At 71.3% G+C, this 19,743-nt stretch carries 18 protein-coding genes; 7 read left to right on the top strand and 11 right to left on the bottom strand.

The genetic code is table 11. From position 1 onward, the window contains the following. Positions 1-41: 41 nt before the first annotated feature. Together pgsA and rimO are read right to left on the bottom strand one after the other, a co-directional pair. A complete protein-coding gene (gene pgsA / locus MMF94_RS27595; protein WP_241040117.1) occupies positions 42-653 on the bottom strand; it encodes a CDP-diacylglycerol--glycerol-3-phosphate 3-phosphatidyltransferase in 612 nt (203 codons plus the stop codon). Continuing rightward, positions 650-2,173: a 30S ribosomal protein S12 methylthiotransferase RimO gene (rimO, locus tag MMF94_RS27590; protein WP_379660522.1), complete on the bottom strand. Its 1,524-nt coding sequence runs from the start codon at positions 2,171-2,173 to the stop codon at positions 650-652. Before rimO ends, pgsA begins: the two co-directional genes overlap by 4 nt. Positions 2,174-2,238: 65 nt before the next feature. On the opposite strand from rimO, the gene MMF94_RS27585 reads away from it, so the two are divergent. Both MMF94_RS27585 and MMF94_RS27580 read left to right on the top strand, forming a co-directional pair. Beyond that, entirely contained in the window at positions 2,239-2,769 is a 531-nt protein-coding gene (locus MMF94_RS27585) for an amino-acid N-acetyltransferase (RefSeq protein WP_241040116.1), read from the top strand. Positions 2,770-2,871: 102 nt separating this feature from the next. Further along, positions 2,872-3,735 carry a helix-turn-helix domain-containing protein gene (locus tag MMF94_RS27580; protein WP_241040115.1) on the top strand — a complete coding sequence of 288 codons (864 nt, stop codon included), beginning with the start codon at positions 2,872-2,874 and terminating at the stop codon, positions 3,733-3,735. A gap of 28 nt (positions 3,736-3,763) precedes the next feature. Here the strand turns inward: MMF94_RS27580 and MMF94_RS27575 are convergent, their stop codons facing one another. Both MMF94_RS27575 and MMF94_RS27570 read right to left on the bottom strand, forming a co-directional pair. Beyond that, entirely contained in the window at positions 3,764-4,576 is an 813-nt protein-coding gene (locus MMF94_RS27575; protein ID WP_241040114.1) for a YceI family protein, read from the bottom strand. Between the two features lie 229 nt (positions 4,577-4,805). Beyond that, entirely contained in the window at positions 4,806-7,376 is a 2,571-nt protein-coding gene (locus MMF94_RS27570; RefSeq protein ID WP_241040113.1) for a DNA translocase FtsK 4TM domain-containing protein, read from the bottom strand. A 112-nt stretch (positions 7,377-7,488) separates the two neighbouring features. Here MMF94_RS27570 and MMF94_RS27565 point away from each other — a divergent pair, with 112 nt between their 5' ends. Then, a complete protein-coding gene (locus MMF94_RS27565) occupies positions 7,489-7,986 on the top strand; it encodes a hypothetical protein (protein ID WP_241040112.1) in 498 nt (165 codons plus the stop codon). Between the two features lie 20 nt (positions 7,987-8,006). Here the strand turns inward: MMF94_RS27565 and MMF94_RS27560 are convergent, their stop codons facing one another. Beyond that, positions 8,007-8,447, bottom strand: coding sequence for an Lrp/AsnC family transcriptional regulator (locus MMF94_RS27560; RefSeq protein WP_241040111.1), 441 nt, complete (start codon positions 8,445-8,447; stop codon positions 8,007-8,009). A gap of 81 nt (positions 8,448-8,528) precedes the next feature. Between MMF94_RS27560 and lat the strand changes: the two genes are divergently transcribed. Both lat and MMF94_RS27550 read left to right on the top strand, forming a co-directional pair. Beyond that, entirely contained in the window at positions 8,529-9,830 is a 1,302-nt protein-coding gene (gene lat / locus MMF94_RS27555) for an L-lysine 6-transaminase (protein WP_241040110.1), read from the top strand. Further along, positions 9,827-11,392, top strand: coding sequence for an aldehyde dehydrogenase family protein (locus tag MMF94_RS27550; protein WP_241040109.1), 1,566 nt, complete (start codon positions 9,827-9,829; stop codon positions 11,390-11,392). The genes lat and MMF94_RS27550 overlap by 4 nt, the downstream gene beginning before the upstream one ends. Before the next feature lie 72 nt (positions 11,393-11,464). Here the strand turns inward: MMF94_RS27550 and MMF94_RS27545 are convergent, their stop codons facing one another. The 5 genes from MMF94_RS27545 to MMF94_RS27525 all read right to left on the bottom strand — a co-directional run bounded on the left by MMF94_RS27545 (position 11,465) and on the right by MMF94_RS27525 (position 15,478). Then, positions 11,465-11,890 (bottom strand): type II toxin-antitoxin system VapC family toxin, encoded by a 426-nt coding sequence (locus MMF94_RS27545; protein ID WP_241040108.1) that lies wholly within the window; start codon positions 11,888-11,890, stop codon positions 11,465-11,467. Further along, positions 11,887-12,141, bottom strand: a complete 255-nt coding sequence (locus MMF94_RS27540; RefSeq protein ID WP_241040107.1) for a type II toxin-antitoxin system Phd/YefM family antitoxin — start codon at positions 12,139-12,141, stop codon at positions 11,887-11,889. Before MMF94_RS27540 ends, MMF94_RS27545 begins: the two co-directional genes overlap by 4 nt. A gap of 54 nt (positions 12,142-12,195) precedes the next feature. After that, positions 12,196-13,572: an NAD(P)/FAD-dependent oxidoreductase gene (locus MMF94_RS27535; protein WP_241040106.1), complete on the bottom strand. Its 1,377-nt coding sequence runs from the start codon at positions 13,570-13,572 to the stop codon at positions 12,196-12,198. Beyond that, positions 13,557-14,882, bottom strand: a complete 1,326-nt coding sequence (locus MMF94_RS27530; protein ID WP_241040167.1) for an aspartate aminotransferase family protein — start codon at positions 14,880-14,882, stop codon at positions 13,557-13,559. Before MMF94_RS27530 ends, MMF94_RS27535 begins: the two co-directional genes overlap by 16 nt. A 101-nt stretch (positions 14,883-14,983) precedes the next feature. Next, complete coding sequence (locus MMF94_RS27525; protein WP_241040105.1) at positions 14,984-15,478, bottom strand: Lrp/AsnC family transcriptional regulator; 495 nt, start codon at positions 15,476-15,478, stop codon at positions 14,984-14,986. 158 nt (positions 15,479-15,636) lie between these two features. On the opposite strand from MMF94_RS27525, the gene MMF94_RS27520 reads away from it, so the two are divergent. Together MMF94_RS27520 and MMF94_RS27515 are read left to right on the top strand one after the other, a co-directional pair. Then, positions 15,637-17,283: an APC family permease gene (locus MMF94_RS27520; protein ID WP_241040104.1), complete on the top strand. Its 1,647-nt coding sequence runs from the start codon at positions 15,637-15,639 to the stop codon at positions 17,281-17,283. A 103-nt stretch (positions 17,284-17,386) separates the two neighbouring features. Beyond that, complete coding sequence (locus tag MMF94_RS27515) at positions 17,387-17,806, top strand: nitroreductase family deazaflavin-dependent oxidoreductase (RefSeq protein ID WP_241040103.1); 420 nt, start codon at positions 17,387-17,389, stop codon at positions 17,804-17,806. 213 nt (positions 17,807-18,019) lie between these two features. On the opposite strand, the gene MMF94_RS27510 is transcribed toward MMF94_RS27515, so the two are convergent. Beyond that, the gene (locus MMF94_RS27510; protein WP_241040102.1) at positions 18,020-19,648 is read right to left on the bottom strand and encodes a ribonuclease J; all 1,629 of its coding nucleotides are present in this window, start codon (positions 19,646-19,648) and stop codon (positions 18,020-18,022) included. Positions 19,649-19,743: the final 95 nt, after the last annotated feature.

Genomic DNA, 19,743 nt, shown 5'->3' with positions numbered 1-19,743 from the left:
GCAGTCGGTCGCGTCCGCCCACGGCGAACACGCCGCCTACCTCAGCTCTTGTCGGGCACCGGGGCAGTGGCTGCGGACCGCAGCCGCGCCGCCCGGACGACGTAGTCGATTCCCGTGGCGACGGTGAGGGCGAGCGCCACCGCGAGCACCGCCCACCTCAGCGCCTCGACGGCGTCGGGTGCACCGAAGAGCTCGGTGAGCGGGAGCAGGTAGAGCCCGATCGCCAGCGCCTGGACGAGCGTCTTCGCCTTGCCTCCGCGGCTGGCCGGGATGATCCCGTGCCGCAGCACCGAGAACCGCAGCACCGTCACGCCGATCTCCCTGACCATGATCACGATCGTGACCCACCAGGGCAGCATGTCCAGCGCGGACAGCCCGATCAGGGCCGCGCCGGTGAGCGCCTTGTCGGCGATCGGGTCGGCGATCGTCCCGAACGCCGTGACCAGGCCTCGCTTGCGCGCCAGCTCGCCGTCGTACCGGTCGGTGATCGCGGCGAGCGCGAAGACACCGCACGCGGCGAGCCGCCAGCCCGTGTTCGTGCCGTCGTCGACGAACAGCACCGCGACGAACACCGGCACCAACAGCAACCGCACTCCGGTGAGCACATTGGCGATGTTCAGCAACGGCGGCGGGCCGGCGGGTGCAGAACTCACCCCGACTCCCGCCCGGCGCCCGCCCTGGCGGCGCTCCGGGGAGGAGCGGCGTTCAGGTCGCTGCGGGGCAACAGCTCGCGCGGCGAGACGACGAGGTCGGTGCCCTCGGTGCCGACGACGACCGCCCGCACCAGATCACCGACCTCGAGCCCGGAGCCCCGCTCGAACACGCACTCGCCGTCGACCTCGGGCGCCTGGTGCGCGGCCCGGCCGGTGCACTCGAAGTCCTCGTCCTCCTCCGCCTCGACGAGGACCTCGACCTCCGTGCCGATGCGGTCCTCCGCCCGCTGGGCCATGAGCTCGTCGACCAGCGCGCTGATCCGCGAGACGCGAGCGGTGACCTCCTCGGGCGGCAACTTGCCGTCGTAGCCCGCCGCCTCCGTGCCGTCCTCGTCGGAGTAGCCGAAGACACCGACCGCGTCGAGCCGCGCCCCGATGAGGAACTGCTCCAGCTCCTCCAGGTCCTCCGCCGTCTCCCCGGGGAACCCGACGATCACGTTGCTGCGGATCCCGGCCTCGGGCGCGAGGTCACGGATGCGCTCGCAGAGGTCGAGGAAGTTCTCCCGCGACCCGAACCGGCGCATCCGCCGCAGTACCGCGGGGCTCGCGTGCTGGAACGACAGGTCGAAGTACGGCGCGACGCCGGGCGTCGTCGCGATGGCCCGGATCAGGTCGGGGCGCACCTCCGCAGGCTGCAGATAGCTGAGCCGGACGCGGTCGACACCCGGCACGCTGCCCAGCCGGGGCAGGAGCTGCACCAGCGCGCGGGTGCCGCCGGGCAGGTCCTTGCCGTAGGACGTGGAGTTCTCGCTGACCAGGACGATCTCGCGCACCCCCTGCATCCCGAGCCAGGCGGCCTCCGCCACCACGTCGTCCGGCGGGCGGGAGACGAACGAGCCGCGGAAGGACGGAATCGCGCAGAACGCGCACCGGCGGTCGCACCCGGACGCCAGCTTGACCGGCGCGACCGGGCCGTCGGACAGGCGCGTGCGGGAGAGGTTCGGCACCCAGGCGTGACCCGGCACTGCGACGTCCAGCGCTGCGGCAGGCCGCTCGACCGGCGAGATCGGCAGCAACATGCGGCGGTCGACCGGGACGTGCGGAGCGGGCGCGTGGCCGCCGATGACGTCGGAGAGGCGTTCGGCGAGGTCGGGGTAGGCGTCGAAGCCGAGCACGGCATCGGCCTCCGGCAGGCTCTCGGCCAGCTCGGCGCCGTAGCGCTCGGCCAGGCAGCCGACGGCCACCACCTTCGCGCCGGTGGCCTTCGCGGCGTCCGACGCGGCGAGGAGGGTGTCGATCGAGTCCTTCTTCGCCTGCTCGACGAAACCGCAGGTGTTCACGACGATCACGTCCGGGGCCGAGCCCTCGCCGTCGGCATCGACCAGCTCCCAGCCGGAACCCTCCAGCCTGCCGGCGAGCTCCTCGGAGTCGACCTCGTTGCGGGCGCAGCCGAGCGTGAGGAGGGCGGCCCGCCGTGGAGCGCCGCCATCACCGCGTGGAGGGATAGCGGGGTGGGGCACGGCAGGGCGGGGTTCTGGCACGGGCACCAGGGTATCCGTGCCCCCGTGATCTAGTCTGACCCGTCGTGGCAACGGTGGCCGTCCGGCGGGCGAGGACCGCCGACGTGGGGACGATCAAGCAGCTCGTGGATGCTTACGCGGGCCGCGTGCTGCTGGCCAAGGAGATCGTCACCCTGTACGAGTCGGTGCAGGAGTTCCTGGTCGCCGAACTCGACGGAGAGGTCGTCGGCTGCGGCGCGCTGCACGTCCTGTGGGAGGACCTCGGCGAGATCCGCACGGTGGTCGTGCACCCGCGGGTGATGGGCCGCGGCGTCGGCCACGCGATCGTCACCGGACTCATCGGCAGTGCGCGCGAGCTGGGGCTGCGCCGGCTGTTCGTGCTGACCTTCGAGAAGCAGTTCTTCGCCCGCCACGGCTTCGCCGAGATCGACGGCACTCCGGTCGAGCCGGACGTCTTCGCCGCGATGCTGCGCTCCTACGACGCCGGTGTCGCCGAGTTCCTCGACCTCGCCCACGTCAAGCCGAACACCCTCGGCAACGTACGGATGCTCCTGCAACTGCCGGTGGAGCCGGGTGGGGGGAGCGGCCCGCGGTAGGCCGGGCTCGGCTGCGAGGTGCCTCGTCCGCCCGCGACGATTTCCGGCACGGCGACGATTTCCGGCGCGTGCCTGTCGGACCTCGCCGGTAGCCTGCCCGTTATGGCGGCTTCGATCGGCGCTTCGGCCGGCGATGTGCAGCGTGCGCCCGCTCCCGGCTCGTGGCGGATGTGTGCGCGCCGGCCGGCCGTCCCGGTGCGCCCGTACGTGAGCGGCTACGCGGGCTACCGCACGGAGGCCTCGCCGCGCTCGGTCCACCAGGGCGTGGCCTCACCCCATCTCACGTTCGTGCTCTGCCTCGACGGCAAGGTCGAGATGGTCGCCAACCCCGACCGGAGCAAGCCGCCCGGCGCGTTCGTCGCAATGGTCGCCGGGCTGCATCAGCAACCTGCCGAGATCGCCCACGGCGATCCGCAGACCGGCCTTCAATTGCGGCTCACGTGGCGCGGCACCCGCGCGCTGTTCGGAGTGCCCGCCGGGGAGCTCGCAGGCGATGTCGTCGACCTCGAGGCGCTGCTGGGACGGCGCACGGAACCACTGCTGGCCAGGCTCGCCGCGGCCACCGGCTGGGCGGAGCGGTTCGCACTGCTCGACACCGAGTTCGCGGCGCTCACCGCGCGCGGATCCGGCGACAGGGGCGTGCTCCCCGAGGTGGGATACGCCTGGGACCGGCTGGAGGAGTCGGGCGGCAACCTGCGGATCTCGGAACTGGCCCGCGAGGTGGGCTGGAGCCGGCGGCATCTCGGTGAGAAGTTCCGCGTCGAGACCGGCCTCTCCCCGAAGACCGCCGCGCGCGTGATCCGGTTCGAGCGGGCGTGCGACCGGCTACGCGGCCCCCGGCGTCCCTCTCTCGCAGCCGTCGCCGCCGACGCAGGCTACGTCGACCAGGCCCACCTCTCCCGCGACTTCCGCGACCTCGCCGGCACCACCGCCACCGCGTGGCTCGCCGAACGCCAGGCCCACTGACCAGCCCCGCGAGTCGCCCAGGATCAGGTCAGGATTTCAGGATGCCCTGGATGTCGAGGGTGATCTGGATCGTCGACCCCACCACCGGCACGCCTCGGGCGAGGATCTGCTGCCAGTTCACGGTGAAGTGCTCGCGGTGGAGCTCCGTGGTGGCGGTGCAGCCCGCGCGCATGCCGTTCCACTCCTGCATGCCGAGGTAGGTGGCGTCGAGCTGCACGTCGCTGGTCATCCCGTGCAGGGTGAGCTCGCCGTCGATCAGCCAGCGGTTGCCGCCGGGACGACTGAAGCGGTGACTCGTGAAGTGCAGCTTCGGGAAGCGTGCGACGTCGAGGAAGTCGGCCGAACGCAGGTGGGCGTCGCGCTTCTCGGCGTTGGTGAAGACGCTCGCGGCATCGATCAGCACCTCGACCTGGGAGTCCTCGAAGCGCTCGCCGATGTAGATCTGCCCGACGAACTCCATGAACTGCCCGTAGACCCGGGACATCGCGATGTGGCGCGCCACGAACCGGATCGCCGAGTGGTCGGGGTCGATCTCGTAGAGCCCCGGCGTGGGCACGGTGAGCGTCGCGTCCGGAATGAGGGTGAGGCTCCCGAGCGAACTGTGGGTGCCCCACTCGATCTCGGTGCGCTCGTGGAAGCTCTGGTAGCCACCCGCCTCTGCCCGGATGCGGTACGCGCCGGGCATCAGAGCGGCCGCGAAGAAGCCGTAGGGGTCGGTCTCCGAGCGGGCCACGCATTTGTTGGAGCGGTCGAAGATCGCGACATGGGCTCCCGCGAGTGGTTTGCCCTCGCCGTCGCGGACATCGCCGCTGACCAGCCCACCGGTGAGGGGAATCGACATGAGTGCGTGTCGTCCGCCCGTCTTCTGTTTCTTGCCGCTCCGGCGGCGACCGGACCACAACATGCCGCGGATACCTTTCCCGACGTCCTACGCATCGGGTGCGATCCACCCGAGTCACCACACTCTGGCACGTTCCGTGACGGCGCCCCGGAGTGACCCCGGTTTATGGGGTCACTCGACGGAGCGACGGCCCCACCATATGGAGCAGTGCGCGCACAGAGGGTGACTGTCAGTCGTCGGCGTCGTCGGAGTCGGGCTCGGGCCCACCACCGCCCCGCATCAGCCAGAGCACGCTCTCGAGCTCGTCCGGCTTGATCAGAACGTCGCGGGCCTTCGACCCCTCGGACGGCCCGACGACACCCCGCGACTCGAGCAGGTCCATGAGGCGGCCCGCCTTCGCGAACCCGACACGCAGCTTGCGCTGCAGCATGGATGTGGACCCGAACTGGGAGGTGACCACCAGCTCGGCCGCCTGCAGGAGCAGGTCGAGGTCGTCGCCGATGTCGGGGTCGACCTCCTTGGCCTCCCCCGCCTTCTGGGCCGTGACCCCCTCCGTATAGGTGGGCTCGGCCTGCTCCTTGACGAACGTGACGACCGAGGAGATCTCGTCGTCGCCGACGAACGCGCCTTGCATCCGGGTGGGCTTCCCGGCTCCCATCGGCAGGTAGAGCCCGTCGCCCATGCCGATCAGCTTCTCGGCGCCCGGCTGGTCGAGGATGACGCGCGAGTCCGTCAGCGAGGACGTGGCGAACGCCAGCCGCGACGGAACGTTCGTCTTGATCAAGCCGGTGACGACGTCCACCGAGGGCCGCTGCGTGGCGAGCACGAGGTGGATGCCCGCCGCCCTGGCCTTCTGCGTGATGCGCACGACCGCGTCCTCGACGTCACGCGGCGCGGTCATCATGAGGTCGGCCAGCTCGTCGACGATGCACAGGATGTACGGGTAGGGGCGGTACTCCCGCTCGCTGCCCAGCGGCGCGGTGATCTCGCCGGAGCGCACCTTGCGGTTGAAGTCATCGACGTGGCGGACCTTGTTGGCCTGCATGTCCTGGTAGCGCTGCTCCATCTCCTCCACCAGCCAGGCCAGTGCGGAGGCCGCCTTCTTCGGCTGGGTGATGATGGGCGTGATCAGGTGCGGGATGCCCTCGTACGGGGTGAGCTCCACCATCTTGGGGTCGATGAGGATCATCCGGACCTCGTCCGGAGTGGCCCGCGAGAGCAGTGACACGAGCATCGAGTTGACGAAGCTCGACTTGCCGGAGCCGGTGGAGCCCGCCACCAGCAGGTGGGGCATCTTCGCCAGGTTGGCCGTGAGGAAGTGGCCCTCGATGTCCTTGCCCAGGCCGATCACCAGCGGGTGCTGCTCGGCGCGGGCGGTGCTGCTGCGCAGCACGTCGCCGAGGCGGACCATCTCCCGGTCGGTGTTCGGCACCTCGATGCCGACGGCCGACTTGCCGGGGATCGGCGCCAGGATCCGCACGTTGTCGGTGGCGACGGCGTAGGAGATGTTCTTGGTCAGCTGGGTGATCTTCTCGACCTTGACCGCCGGGCCGAGCTCGATCTCGTAGCGGGTGACCGTCGGGCCGCGGGTGAAGCCGGTGACCTGGGCGTCCACCGAGAACTGGTCGAGCACGCCGGTGATCGACTCGATCATCGCGTCGTTGGCGCTGCTGCGGAGCTTGGCCACCGGCCCGGTGGGCAGCAGGTCGCTGGGCGGCAGGATGTAGGTGCCCTCCCCCTCGGTCGGGGAGACGGTGAGGCGCAACTGCTCGCCGACGGCGCCGTCGGGCTCCGGCTCGGCGGGCGGTGTGGCCGGAACCGTGGCGGGCGGCTTGCGCTTCGGGCGCGCCGCAGGCGGCTCGTCGGGGGCCGCGGTGGCCTCCGGTGCGGCCGGGGTCTCGTTGCCGGCGTCTTGGTCGGGGTCCGCCACCCGCGACGCCTGCCGCCGCCGCGACGGGCGCCGCAGCGCCACGGGCGGGGTGTCGGTGACGGGATCGGCCGTGGGCTCGGCCCCGTCGCCCTCGGCAAAGGCCGGGTCGCCCACTCCCGGCCCGAGCAGCCGCTGGAAGCGAGCGGGAACCTCGCGCACCGGCGTGCCCGTGAGCACCAGGAGCGCGTACCCGGACAGCAGCACCAGCACAGGCACCGCCACCCACGCCGTCAAGCCGGTGGCGAGCGGGGTGGCCGCCAGGTAACCGAGCGCGCCGCCGCCGTCGACCCACAGGCCGGGTGCGTCGGGCCGCCCCGCCGCGAGGTGCACGAGCCCGAGCACGCCGAGAGTCAGCAGCAGGGACCCGACCGCCACCCGCGGGCGGGCCTCCGGATGCGGTCGCGTGGCCATGAGGGCGGCACCGGCCAGCGCCAGCACCACCGGCAGCACCGCGGACCCCAGCCCGATGACGAAGCCGACCGCCGCGGACAGCCATCTGCCGACCGGGCCGCCTGCTCCCCACCAGATACCGGCCGCGCTCACGACCGCCAGCACGAGCAGCACGACGCCGAGCCCGTCGCGACGATGCGCGGGGTCGAGCTCACGGGTGCGCCCGAGAGCGCGACCCGCCCCACGACCGAGCCCGGCGATCCCGCGGCCGACCGCGTCGAGCCCGCGGTCGAGCAGGTCGGGCCCGCGGCGGGGCGGTGGCTTGCGGGCGGCGGGGCGGCGGGCGGGCGAGCGGCGCGCCGCTGACCGGGCGGAGTCTCGCACGGCGGGTTTGCGAGCAGCGGGCTTGCGCCCACTCGTCCCGCGGGACGCCGCCGCCGCGGTGCTCCGGCTGCCGCCGGCGGTCGATCGTCCTGCCATGACCCCCACGGTATCCGGGACCGCGCCCCGGTCCGGTGACCGACACCCGCCGGTCGTGTCCGCCGGGACGCCCGTGCAGGCAGTGTCGGGGGTCACTGAGAGAGTGATCGCCGTGACGGACGACGGGGCGCGCGCTTTTGACTTCATCCACGGCTCGTGGCGGGTGCAGAACAGGAAGCTGCGCGACACCACCGATCCGCGTTGCGAGGAGTGGGTGGAGTTCGACGCCACCAGCGAGGTGTTCCCGGTCCTGCGGGGCGTCGGCCACGTCGATCGCATGGACGTCCCGGATCCGCCCGACGGCGCTCCGTTCGAGGGCTTCACGCTGCGGCTGTTCGATCCGGCGGCCGGCACCTGGAACATCTGGTGGAGCTCCAGCCGCCACCCGGGCCACCTCGATCCGCCGATGGTCGGCTCCTTCGCCGGCGACCAGGGCGTGTTCCTCGCCGACGACGTCATCGGCGGCTACGAGGTCACGGTGCGGTTCGAGTGGCTGGCCGGGAAGACCCCCCGCTGGCAGCAGTCCTTCTCCTACGACGCCGGGCGCACGTGGAAGGTCAACTGGCTGATGGACTTCAGCCGGCGCGCGAGCGTTCCCAGCGGTATCTGAGCGGTATCCGGGTCCCGGGCTCAGCCGTACCGGGTGAGCACCACCCAGGTCGTGGTGCGCACGGTCTCCCGCCAGCCCGAGATCCGGTCCAGCACCACGTCGAGCTCGCCTGCGCTCGGGGCCGACACCAGCACGATCAGGTCGAACTCCCCCGTGACCGTCTCGATCTCGGTCACACCCGACAGCCCGCGGAGCCGCTGGACGTACCCCGCCACATCGGGTGTGCGGATCACGAGTCCGACGCGGGCCCGGTGCGCCGCGGCCTCCCCCGGCAGCACCACGTCGGCGCGATAGCCGCGGATCACCCCGGCGCGCTCGAGCCGCTGCACCCGGGCGAGCACGGCCGTGCGGGACAGCCCGATGCTGCGCCCCAGCTCCGCCATCGGGGCGCGCCCGTCGGCGGCCAGGAGCATCAGTAATCGGCGGTCCAGCTCGTCGAGCTGACGATCCGTCGGTGTCACGGGCGACATGGTGGCACTTCGCCGGTCAACACCGACGGATGACTGGCTGCGCCGTCAGGATCGCGTCAAGACACTGGACACATGCCCGAGACCGTCAGCCCCGAGCGCGTGCACGACAGCCTTCGTCGCCACCTCCTGGTGGACGGCTTCGACCTCGTCTTGGACACCCGTGAGAGCCGCGGCTCCTGGATCGTCGACGCGCGCAACGGGACGCGCCATCTCGACCTGTTCAGCTTCTTCGCCTCGGCACCGCTGGGCATGAACCACCCGGCGCTCACCGAGGATCCGGCGTTCATGGCCGAACTGGCGGCGGTGGCGGTCAACAAACCGTCCAACTCCGACATCTACACCACCCATATGGCGGCATTCGTCGAGACGTTCGCCCGCGTGCTCGGCGACCCCGCGCTGCCGCACCTGTTCTTCGTCGAGGGTGGCGCACTGGCCGTCGAGAACGCGCTGAAGACCGCGTTCGACTGGAAGCAGCAGCACAACGCCCTGCACGGGCGTCCGAGCGGGCGCGGCACGAAGGTGCTGCACCTGCGCAAGGCCTTCCACGGCCGCAGCGGCTACACCCTCTCCCTCACCAACACCGATCCGGTGAAGACGGCCCGCTTCCCCACGTTCGACTGGCCACGCATCGACGTCCCGGCGATCCGGTTCCCGATGGACGTCGGCGAGGTGCAGGCGGCCGAGGACCGGGCGCTGGCGCAGGCCAGGGCCGCGTTCGAGGCGCACCCGCACGACATCGCGTGCTTCATCGCCGAGCCGATCCAGGGAGAGGGCGGCGACAACCACCTGCGCCCTGAGTTCCTGCGGGCGATGCAGGCGCTGTGCCACGAGAACGACGCCCTCTTCGTGCTCGACGAGGTGCAGACCGGCTGCGGGATGACCGGCACGGCGTGGGCCTACCAGCAGCTCGACGTCGAGCCGGACATCGTGGCGTTCGGCAAGAAGCTGCAGGTGTGCGGGATCATGGCGGGTGGCCGTGTCGACGAGGTGCCCGACAACGTGTTCCGTGTGCCCTCGCGGATCAACTCGACGTGGGGAGGGGGACTCACCGACATGGTGCGCTCACGGCGCTACCTCGAGGTGATCGAGGCCGAGGGACTGGTGGAGCGGGCCGGCACGCTCGGCAAGAGGCTGCTCGAGGACCTGCGCGCGGTCGACGGGATCGACAACGTCCGTGGGCGCGGGCTGTTCGTCGCCTTCGACCTGCCGTCGCCGCAGGCCCGGGCGGCCGCGCTGCAACGTTTGCACCGCGACGAGAAGGTGCTCGTGCTCGGCGGTGGTGAGCGGTCGATCCGGCTGCGGCCCGCGCTGACGATCGGCGAGGACGATCTCGCCCTGGCCGTCGGGGCGATCGCCCGGGCGGTGGCAGCGTGAACGCGCCTGCTATCGGGTCGTTCATCGACGGCAAGTGGCGTGACGACGCTCCGGGTGGACGCCTGGCGTCGGTGGATCCGGCGCGCGGCGAGACCGTGGCGGAGGCCCTGCTCGGCGACGCCGGCACCTTCGTCGAGGCGTGCCGGGCCGCGCGGGCCGCGCAACGCGCCTGGGCCGCCACCCCGGCTCCGGTCCGGGGACGCGTGGTCGAGCAGATCGGCCGGCTCGTCGAGGCCAACGCCGAGGCACTCGCCGCGCTCGTCACGCGCGAGATCGGCAAGCCACTCGCAGAGTCCCGCGGCGAGGTGCAGGAGGTGGTCGACACCTGCACGTTCTTCGCCGGGGAGGGCAGGCGGCTCTACGGGCAGACCGTGCCCAGCGAGATGCCGGACAAGCAGCTCTTCACGTTCCGCGTGCCCGTCGGGGTGGCCACGATCGTGACGGCCGGGAACTTCCCGGTGGCGGTGCCGTCCTGGTACCTGGTGCCGGCGCTGCTCTGCGGCAACGCCGTGGTGTGGAAGCCCGCCGAGTACACCCCGGCCATCGCCGAGGCGTTCACCGAGCTGTTCGTGCGCGGCGGGTTGCCCGATGGCGTGCTGAACACCGTGCTCACCGACGGACCCGCCACGTTCGACGGGCTCACGGCAGCGCTCGACGCCGGCCTGGTGGACAAGATCGGGTTCACCGGATCGTCGGCAGTGGGCGTGCGGATCGGCGAGCTCGCCGGGCGCCATCTGCAGAATCCGTGCCTGGAGCTGGGCGGGAAGAACCCGCTGGTCGTGATGCCCGACGCCGACCTCGACCTCGTCGTCGAGGGCGCGCTGTTCTCCGGCTTCGGCACGGCCGGTCAGCGCTGCACGTCGCTGGGCACGGTCGTGGTGCACGAGAGCGTGCACGACGAGTTCCTGCGCCGCTTCGACGCCGCGGTCCGCGCGGCGGTGATCGGTGACCCGATGCGGGCCGACGTCCTCTACGGACCGATGATCTCTACGCGGTTCCTGGCGAACTTCGAGCGCCACCTCGACCTCGTGCGCCCGCACCACACGCTGCACGGCTCGTCCGGCACCGGCCGGATCACCGCAGCGAACCCGCGGGAGGCATTCACCGGCAACGCCGAGGCCGGTATCTACGCCCACCCGACGATCGTCGACGGCGTGCGGGCCGAGGACGAGATCTACCGGACCGAGACGTTCGGGCCGATCGTCGGCGTGGCACGGTTCGGGACGTTCGACGAGGCGGTCGAGCTGGCCAACGGACACGGCTACGGGCTCTCGGCGTCGATCTACACCTCCACGCCGGTGCACGCGTTCCGTTTCCGGGAGCGGGTGAGCGCCGGGATGGTGAGCGTCAACAACTCGACCTCGGGCGCGGAGGCGCACCTCCCCTTCGGCGGCAACGGGCGCTCGGGGAACGGCAGCCGCCAGTCGGGAGTGTGGGTGCTCGACCAGTTCACCCGATGGCAGTCGATGAACTGGGACTACGCCGGCAAGCTGCAGAAGGCGCAGATGGACACGGCGCAGCTCCCGGCCGACGTGGACTTCCGCCTGCCCGGTGCGCGGTGACAGCGGCCGCGTAGGAGAGCCGGCCCGGTCGTCGCAGGGCCGACGGACACTGCGACGACCACAGCGGGTGCGTCAGGCGTTCGTGTCGTATGTCGAGAGGCCGCGCTCGCTCCAGGCTTCCAACAGCCGCCGGTCCCCCGACGCAGCGACCAGGTCCTCGTCGGCCAGCTGCTCGGCTGCGGCGCAGTGGACGGCGTCGTAGCCACGCAGGCCGAGGGCGTGCGCTGCCTCCGCAGCGGCCAGAGCGAGAAGCTCGTCGAACTCGATCACCTCGACCTCGGCCCACAGCGCGTCCAGCAGGTGCCGGGCCCGCTCGTACTGATCCTTGTCGAGCCGAGCCATCCGCAGCGCCTGGGCGAGGGCCGCGGCCGTCTCGACGTAGAGCAACCGGCAGGACACCACAGCGTCGGCGTCGTCCCAGAACCGGCGGCAGGCCGGGCTTCCCGGTTCTGCGACGAGCAGTGGGACGAAAGCCGAGGTGTCGAGGTAGCCGATCACCGACGCTGATCGTCGACGAGATCGGTGACCGTCCCGGACGCCTCGACCGGCTCCGGTGCAGGTCTCTTCCGGCGAGACGCCGGGCGGACTCGTCCCTCGGCGCGCAGTTGCTCCAGGCGGTTCGGCCGGTCGATCGGCACGATACGAGCGATGGGCCGGCCGTGGTCGGTCACCGTGACCGTGGCGCCTGCGCGTACATCGGCGAGGTGCTTGCTCAGACCGTCGCGCAGCTCTCGGATCCCGATCTCCATCGCCGCTCCTTGGTGGCTATATTTCGCATGTCGATTATAGCCACTTCGGCGTTCTCATCCGCCCAGCGCGCGGGAGAGCGACGCGGCGACCACGCTCGGACGCCGCGTCAGGCGTTCCTCCGTGTCGGCGAGGGTCATCAGGCGCAGACCGGCGTTCACCAGCAGCCAGCGCAGCGGCTCCGGCTCCCACCGTCGTGAGCGGTGGCCCACCCACGGCAGGTCGGTGACGGGGTCGCCGCGGCCGAGGATCAGGGCGGCGAGGGTACGACCGGCGAGGTGGGAGGTCCCGACGCCGTCGCCGACGTAGCCGCCCGCCCAGCCGGCACCGCCGTCCGTGTCGTCGCGGTCGAGCCCGACGCCCGCGTGCCAGTCGCGCGGGATGCCCAGGGGCCCGCCCCAGGCATAGGTGAAGTCGGCGGGCCGCAGGGCGGGGAACAGGTCGATCGCCGCGGCGCGGAGCCCGTCGAACACCCGCGGGTCCCGGTCGAACGACGGCCGGATCCGCGAGCGCCAATGGTAGGGCGCACCGCGGCCGCCGAAAACGAGCCGGTCGTCGGCCGTGCGCTGGCCGTAGACGATGAGGTGGCGGTGGTCGGTGAACGTCTGCCCGTTCGCGAGCCCGGCCACCCACCAGAAGGACGGCGGCAGCGGCCGCGTGGCGACGATCAGCGAGTACACCGGGGCGACCGAGCGCGGCGCGAGCCCCGCGCTCCACGCCTCGGTGGCCCGCACGGTGACACCGGCCCGCACGGCCCCTCGGTCGGTCACGACCCGGCGCGCCCCGATCGATCGTGCGGTGGTGGCTTCGGCGATGCGTCCGCCTCGCCGCTCGACGGCACGGGCCAGCCCGCGGGCCAGTCGGGCGGGCTGGATGCGCGCACAGTGCGGGGTGACGGTGGCTCCCAGCACGCCGGACGCCCCGACCAGCCCTGCCGCCTCCTCGGGCCCGACCAGCGCGATCTCGTCGTCGCCGGAGCCCTCGGCCTCGGCCCGGGCCCTGATCAGCTGCGCGGGCGTGCGCGCCAGGGCCACCGTGCCACCCTTGCTCCAGTCACACGCGATCCCCTCCTCGACCACGACAGCGCCCACGTCGTCGACGGCGGCGCGCATGGCAGATCGCATCGCGAGCGCGGCCGCCTCGCCGTGGCGCCGCGTGAGGGCCGCTGTGCTCGCCGGGAACAGCGCGGAGCACCAGCCGCCGTTGCGCCCGCTCGCCCCGAATCCCGCCACCTCCCGCTCGACCACGACGACGCGCAGGCCGGGGTCGCCGCGCAGCAGGTGGTAGGCCGTCCACAGTCCGGTGTAGCCCGCCCCGACGATGCAGACGTCGGCGTCGGTGTCGCCGCCGAGCGGCGGTCGCGGCGTGAGCGGGTCCCCGTCGGCGACGACCTGCTCGTGCCAGAGGGAGAGACCGCTCAGAGTCGCGACCACGCCTCCGTCAGCACCCCCCGAAGGATCCCCTCGATCTCGTCGAACTCCGCCGGACCCGCGACGAGCGGCGGGGCCAGCTGGATGACGGGGTCGCCGCGGTCGTCGGCCCGGCAGTAGAGCCCGGCCTCGAACAGCGCCTTCGAGAGGAACCCGCGCAGCAGGCGCTCGCTCTCCTCCGCGTCGAACGTCTCCTTCGTGTCCTTGTCCTTGACGAGCTCGATCCCGAAGAAGAACCCCTCACCCCGCACGTCGCCGACGATCGGCAGGTCGAGGAGCTTCTCGAGCGTCGCGCGGAACACCGGGGACTCCCGGCGCACGTGGTCGTTCAGGCCCTCGCGCTCGAAGATGTCGAGGTTCGCCATGGCGACGGCCGCCGACACGGGGTGGCCGCCGAACGTGTAGCCGTGCAGGAACGAGGTGGCGCCCGAGCGGAACGGCTCGAACAGCCGCTCGCTGGCGATCATCGCGCCGATCGGCGAGTACCCCGAGGTCATGCCCTTGGCGCAGGTGATGATGTCGGGGACGTAGCCGAAGTCGTCGCAGGCGAACATGCTGCCGATCCGGCCGAACGCGCAGATCACCTCGTCGGACACGAGCAGCACGTCGTGGGCGTCGCAGATCTCACGCAGGCGCTCGAAGTAGCCGGGCGGCGGCGGGAAGCACCCGCCCGCGTTCTGCACGGGCTCGACGAACACCGCGGCGACCGTGTCGGCCCCTTCGGCGAGGATCGCCTCCTCCACGCGGTCGGCGGCCCAGCGGCCGAACGCCTTGAGGTCGCTGCTCACGTGGTGCGGCGCGCGGTAGGCGTTGGTGTTGGGCACCTTGAAGGCGCCTGCCACGAGCGGCTCGTACGGGATGCGCAGGTCGGGCACGCCGGTGATCGCGAGCGCCCCCTGCGTGGTGCCGTGGTAGGCGACCGAGCGGCTGATCACCTTGTGCTTGGTGGGCTTCCCAATGAGCTTGAAGTACTGCTTCGCGAGCTTCCACGCGCTCTCGACGGCCTCACCGCCGCCAGTGGTGAAGAAGACCCTGTTCAGATCGCCCGGTGCGTGCGACGCCAGGCGCTCCGCCAGGTCGATCGCGCCGGAGTGGGCGTAGGACCAGAGCGGGAAGTACGCCAGCTCCGACGCCTGCCGCGCCGCCACCTCGGCGAGCTCACGGCGCCCGTGGCCCGCCTGCACGACGAAGAGGCCCGCGAGGCCGTCGATGTACTCGCGGCCCGCGGCGTCCCACACCCGGCAGCCCTCGCCGCGCACGATGATCGGGACCTGCCCGCCGTCCTCGTACGTGGAGTGGCGGGTGAAGTGCATCCACAGGTGGTTGCGGGCGGCCGTGCCGCGGTCGGTGCCGCGGGGTGTGCGGCCGGCGGAGGTCGTGTGGTCGGACGCAGCGACGGTCTCGGGTGTCGTGGTCACCGGGTTCCCCAGTTGTAATGCTGCTTCCGCAGCTTCATGTACACGAACGTCTCCGTGCTGCGGACGCCGGGAAGTGCCCGGATCCGCCTGCCGACCAGCTCCAGAAGGTGCTCGTCGTCCTCGCAGACCGCTTCGACGAGCACGTCGAAGCTGCCGGCCGTGATCACCACGTAGTCGACCTCGGGCATCTCGGCCAGCGCGTCGGCCACGTCGACCACGTCCCCGTCCGTGCGCACGCCGACCATCGCCTGCCGGCGGAACCCGAGCTGCAGGGGGTCGGTGACCGCGACGATCTGGATCACCCCGGCCTCCTGCAGGCGCGCAACGCGCTGGCGCACCGCGGCCTCGGAGAGACCCACGCTGCGGCCGATGGTGACGTAGGGCCGCCGCCCGTCCTCCTGGAGCTGTTCGACGATGGCCTTGCCGACGTCGTCGAGCAGCGCATGAGAGGCCGGATGCGGCTCCGGAGCTGCGAGCACGGTCTGGACCATAGACGGTCGGCAACAATATGGAAACGAAATCCGTAGACGATCCGTCAACGAAACACGGATTTCACCGTGATCTCACAGATGGGTCTCGAATTCCGTCGTCTGCGACGCTAAGGTGCGCGTGCGTCACATCGGGTGACAGGGTGGCCAGGGGAGGAACCATGAGCACAGAGGCGAAGCCCCCGGTCACAGCGCCGAACGGCGCGGCACCCGGCGCGAAGGGCCTGAACGGTGGGGCCCTCGGGCTCGTCTCGGGCGTGGTGATCGGACTGGCGTCCACCGCCCCCGCCTACAGCCTCGCGGCCAGTCTCGGGCTGATCGTGGTGCTGGTCGGCGACAAGGCACCCTCGATCATGCTGCTGGCGTTCGTGCCGATGTACCTGATCGCGGTGGCCTACCGCGAGCTCAACCGCGCCGAACCCGACTGCGGCACCACGTTCACCTGGGCCGGCCGGGCCTTCGGTCCGTGGATGGGCTGGATGGGCGGCTGGGGCATCATCGCCGCCGACGTGATCGTCATGGCCAACCTCGCGCAGATCGCGGGCCAGTACTCGTTCCTGCTGGTGGGAGCCGACTCGCTGGCCGCGAGCACCTTGTGGACCACCGTCGCAGGCGTGGTGTGGATCGCGCTGATGACCTACATCTGCTACCGCGGCATCGAGGTGTCCGCGCGGCTCCAGTACGGCCTGCTCGGCGTCGAACTCCTGGTGCTCGCGGCATTCGCCGTGGTCGCGCTGGTGAAGGTCTACAGCGGTGAGGCCCCCGAGGGCGCGATCACCCCGAGCCTCGACTGGTTGTGGCCGGGCGGCCTCTCCCTCTCCGACCTCGTCGACGCGGTACTCATCGCCGTCTTCCTGTACTGGGGCTGGGACACCGCCGTGGCCGTCAACGAGGAGAGCGACGACCCGGGCCGCACGCCGGGGCGCGCCGCCGTGCTGTCCACGCTGCTGCTTCTCGCCACCTACGCGCTGGTGTCGCTCTCCACGGTCGCGTTCGCCGGAACCGGCACGGAGGGCATCGGCCTGGGCAACCCGGAGAACGCCGACGACGTGTTCGCCGCGATCGGCCCGGCCGTGTTCGGTGACAGCGGCCTCGGCCAGGCGTTCGTCATCCTCCTGATCATCTCCGTGCTGACCTCGTCGGCCGCCTCCACCCAGACCACGATCCTGCCGACGGCACGGGCCACCCTGTCGATGGGCGCCTACCAGGCGCTTCCGGCGCGCTTCGCCTCGATCCACCCGCGCTACCTGACGCCTGGTTTCTCCACCTGGGCCATGGGGATCGCGTCGATCGTGTTCTACGTCGGGCTCACGCTCGTGAGCGGGAACGTGCTGGCCGACTCGATCTCCGCGGTCGGACTGCTGATCGCGTTCTACTACGGGCTCACCGGTTTCGCCTGCGTCTGGTTCTACCGGCGGCAACTCCGCGGGCGCGACCTGTGGATCAAAGGCGTGCTGCCCGGGCTCGGCGGACTGATGCTCCTCGCCGCGTTCGTCCTCTCCAGCATCGACTACGCCTCGCCGGACGCGGGCTCCACCACGCTGTTCGGCATCGGCGGGGTCTTCATCATCGGCATCGGGGCGCTGGTGCTGGGCGCCGTGCTGATGCTGATCTACAGCCGGATGGCGCCGCCGTTCTTCCGCGGGGAGACGCTGCGACCGGGCACCGCCGACCTGCTGCTCGATGCGGACGGGACGATCCCGCACGTGAAGCTGCCCGACTCGGGCGACATGTCCACCGTGATCGCCCCGGACCGCTCGAACCTGCCGCCCGGCCAGGAGCCTCACGAACCGCGTCACGGCGACTGACGAGCACCCACTCCTCGCAAATCTGCGGTGTATGAGATCTTCTGTATCTCAACGTACTATCGCGCCGGTACCGATCGTCCGGCGTATCCGCAGGGAGTCATGAATGAGCGACCTCAACGATCAGGTCATCACCGAGTTCCGAGCCAACGCCGGGGACGTACAGGAGGCGATGGGCGGGCACTTCAAGAACGTCGAGCTGCTCCTTCTGCACGACGTCGGCCGCAAGAGCGGACGGGAGTTCGTCCATCCGTTGCTGTACCTGGCCCACGAAGGCAGCTACCTGCTCGTCGGGTCGGCAGGTGGCGCGCCTGACGAGCCGGCATGGGTCGGCAACCTCGCCGCGATGCAGGAGGTGACCATCGAGGTCGGCGGGCGCACGCTGACGGCGACGCCGACGGTGTTGCGGGAGGGGCCCGAACGGGAACGGCTGTACGCGGCGCTCGTGGACTACTGGCCCGACCTGCGCGAGTACGAGACCCACACCACCCGTACGTTCCCCGTGGTGCGCCTGGACCCGGCCTAGGAGGGTGCTGAACAGCTCCGCCCGTAGCGAGCGGTGATCCAGGTGGTGGCATCGCAAGGCGGAGGAGGGGCCGCTACCGCTGTTGTATCGGGCCCGACGACAACGCCGCGAGGGCGCCGCCTGGGCGCCGCGCAGTAGGGCCGAGTTGTTCAGCGCGCTCCTAGTGACCCTCTGCGTGCGGGGCCGGACCTCCGGCCCCGGCACGCGGGCCGGTCAGACCGGGATCACCGTGGGCACGATCATCGGCCGCCTGCGGTAGGTCTCCCCCACCCACTTCCCCACCACGCGGCGCACCGCCTGTGCGATGCGGTGGGTGTCGGTGATGCCCTCGGCCTCGGTGCGGGACAGCTCGTCCTCCACGAGAGGCAGCACCGCATCGAGCGCCTTGGGGTCGTCGGAGAACCCGCGGCCCGACAACGTGGGGCGAGACATGGCCCGGCCGGTGTTGGAGTCGACGGCCACGGTGATCGAGATGAAGCCGCCCTCGCCGAGCACGAGGCGGTCGCCGAGGGTGCTCTCGCCGATGTCACCCACGGCCAGCCCGTCGACGTACACGCGACCCACCTCGACACGACCGGTGATCGACGCCTTGCCGTCCACCAGGTCGACGACGACGCCGTCCTCGGCCAGCACCACCGACTTCTCCGGCACCCCGGTCTGCACGGCGAGCCGGCCGTTGGCCCGCAGGTGGCGCCACTCCCCGTGCACCGGCATGACGTTGCTCGGCCGCACGGCGTTGTAGAGGAACAGCAGCTCCCCCGCCGGCGAGTGGCCGGAGACGTGCACCTTCGCGTTGCCCTGGTGCACGACCGTGGCGCCCAGCCGGGTGAGACCGTTGATCACGCCGAACACGGCCGTCTCGTTGCCCGGGATCAACGAGCTGGCCAGGATGATCGTGTCCTCGGGCTTGATCCCCACCGAGCGGTGGTCGCCACGGGCCATCCGCGCGAGCGCCGAGAGCGGCTCGCCCTGGGATCCGGTGGAGACGATCACCAGCTCGTTGTCGGGTAGGTCCATCGCCTCGTCGAGCTCGACGAGCAGACCCTCGGGCACGTCCAGGAACCCCAGCTCGGCGGCCAGACCCATGTTGCGGACCATCGAGCGGCCGACGAAGCAGACCTTCCGCCTGTGCTCCGCCGCCGCGACGAGCACCTGCTGCACGCGGTGCACGTGGCTCGCGAAACAGGCCACGATGATGCGCGCGGGCGAGTTGTGGAAGACCCCGTCGAGCACGGGGCCGATCTCGCGCTCGGCGATCACGAACCCGGGGACGTCGGCGTTGGTGGAGTCGACGAGGAACAGGTCCACCCCCTCGTCGCCGAGCCGCGAGAATCCCGCCAGGTCGGTGAGCCGACCGTCCAGCGGAAGCTGGTCGAGCTTGATGTCACCGGTGTGCAGCACCAGGCCGGCCGGCGTGCGGATCGCGACGGCCAGGGCGTCCGGGATGGAGTGGTTGACCGCGAAGTACTCGCAGTCCCACGCCCCGTGCCGCATGCGGGCGCCCTCCTTCACCTCCAGCAGATGCGGGGTGAGGCGGTGCTCCTTGCACTTCTCCGCCACGAGTGCGAGCGTGAATCGGGAGCCGACGATCAGCAGCTCAGGACGCTGGCGCAGGAGGAACGGCACCGCACCGATGTGGTCCTCGTGGCCGTGGGTGAGCACGAGCGCGTCGATATCGTCAAGGCGCTCCTCGATCGCCCGGAAATCGGGCAGGATCAGGTCGACACCCGGAGAGTCCTCGGCGGGGAACAACACACCACAGTCGACGACGAGCAGTCTGCCCTCGTACTCGAACACGGTCATGTTGCGGCCGATCTCGCCGATGCCTCCTAGCGCGACCACGCGCAGGGCACCTTCCGGCAACGGCGGCGGGGGCGCGGCCGGGAGCTCGACAGGGTTGACCGCTTCTGGAGGAGCCGGGCGGCTCTGCTCGCGCC

It is taken from the genome of Pseudonocardia alaniniphila, from assembly GCF_022524485.1.
Taxonomy (GTDB): Bacteria; Actinomycetota; Actinomycetes; order Mycobacteriales; family Pseudonocardiaceae; genus Pseudonocardia; species Pseudonocardia alaniniphila.
Note: the sequence above shows the minus strand (reverse complement) of the source record. Positions and strands in the feature narration are given on the sequence as shown.

What these genes read in the sequence shown, in the direction of transcription:
- MMF94_RS27530 (WP_241040167.1), bottom strand. Translation starts at nt 14,882, where the DNA reads ATGCACTTCACCCGCCACTCCACGTACGAGGACGGCGGGCAGGTCCCG.
- MMF94_RS27570 (WP_241040113.1), bottom strand. Translation starts at nt 7,376, where the DNA reads ATGGCAGGACGATCGACCGCCGGCGGCAGCCGGAGCACCGCGGCGGCG.
- MMF94_RS27580 (WP_241040115.1), top strand. Translation starts at nt 2,872, where the DNA reads ATGGCGGCTTCGATCGGCGCTTCGGCCGGCGATGTGCAGCGTGCGCCC.
- MMF94_RS27575 (WP_241040114.1), bottom strand. Translation starts at nt 4,576, where the DNA reads ATGTCGATTCCCCTCACCGGTGGGCTGGTCAGCGGCGATGTCCGCGAC.
- MMF94_RS27520 (WP_241040104.1), top strand. Translation starts at nt 15,637, where the DNA reads ATGAGCACAGAGGCGAAGCCCCCGGTCACAGCGCCGAACGGCGCGGCA.
- MMF94_RS27525 (WP_241040105.1), bottom strand. Translation starts at nt 15,478, where the DNA reads ATGGTCCAGACCGTGCTCGCAGCTCCGGAGCCGCATCCGGCCTCTCAT.
- MMF94_RS27515 (WP_241040103.1), top strand. Translation starts at nt 17,387, where the DNA reads ATGAGCGACCTCAACGATCAGGTCATCACCGAGTTCCGAGCCAACGCC.
- MMF94_RS27540 (WP_241040107.1), bottom strand. Translation starts at nt 12,141, where the DNA reads ATGGAGATCGGGATCCGAGAGCTGCGCGACGGTCTGAGCAAGCACCTC.
- lat (WP_241040110.1), top strand. Translation starts at nt 8,529, where the DNA reads ATGCCCGAGACCGTCAGCCCCGAGCGCGTGCACGACAGCCTTCGTCGC.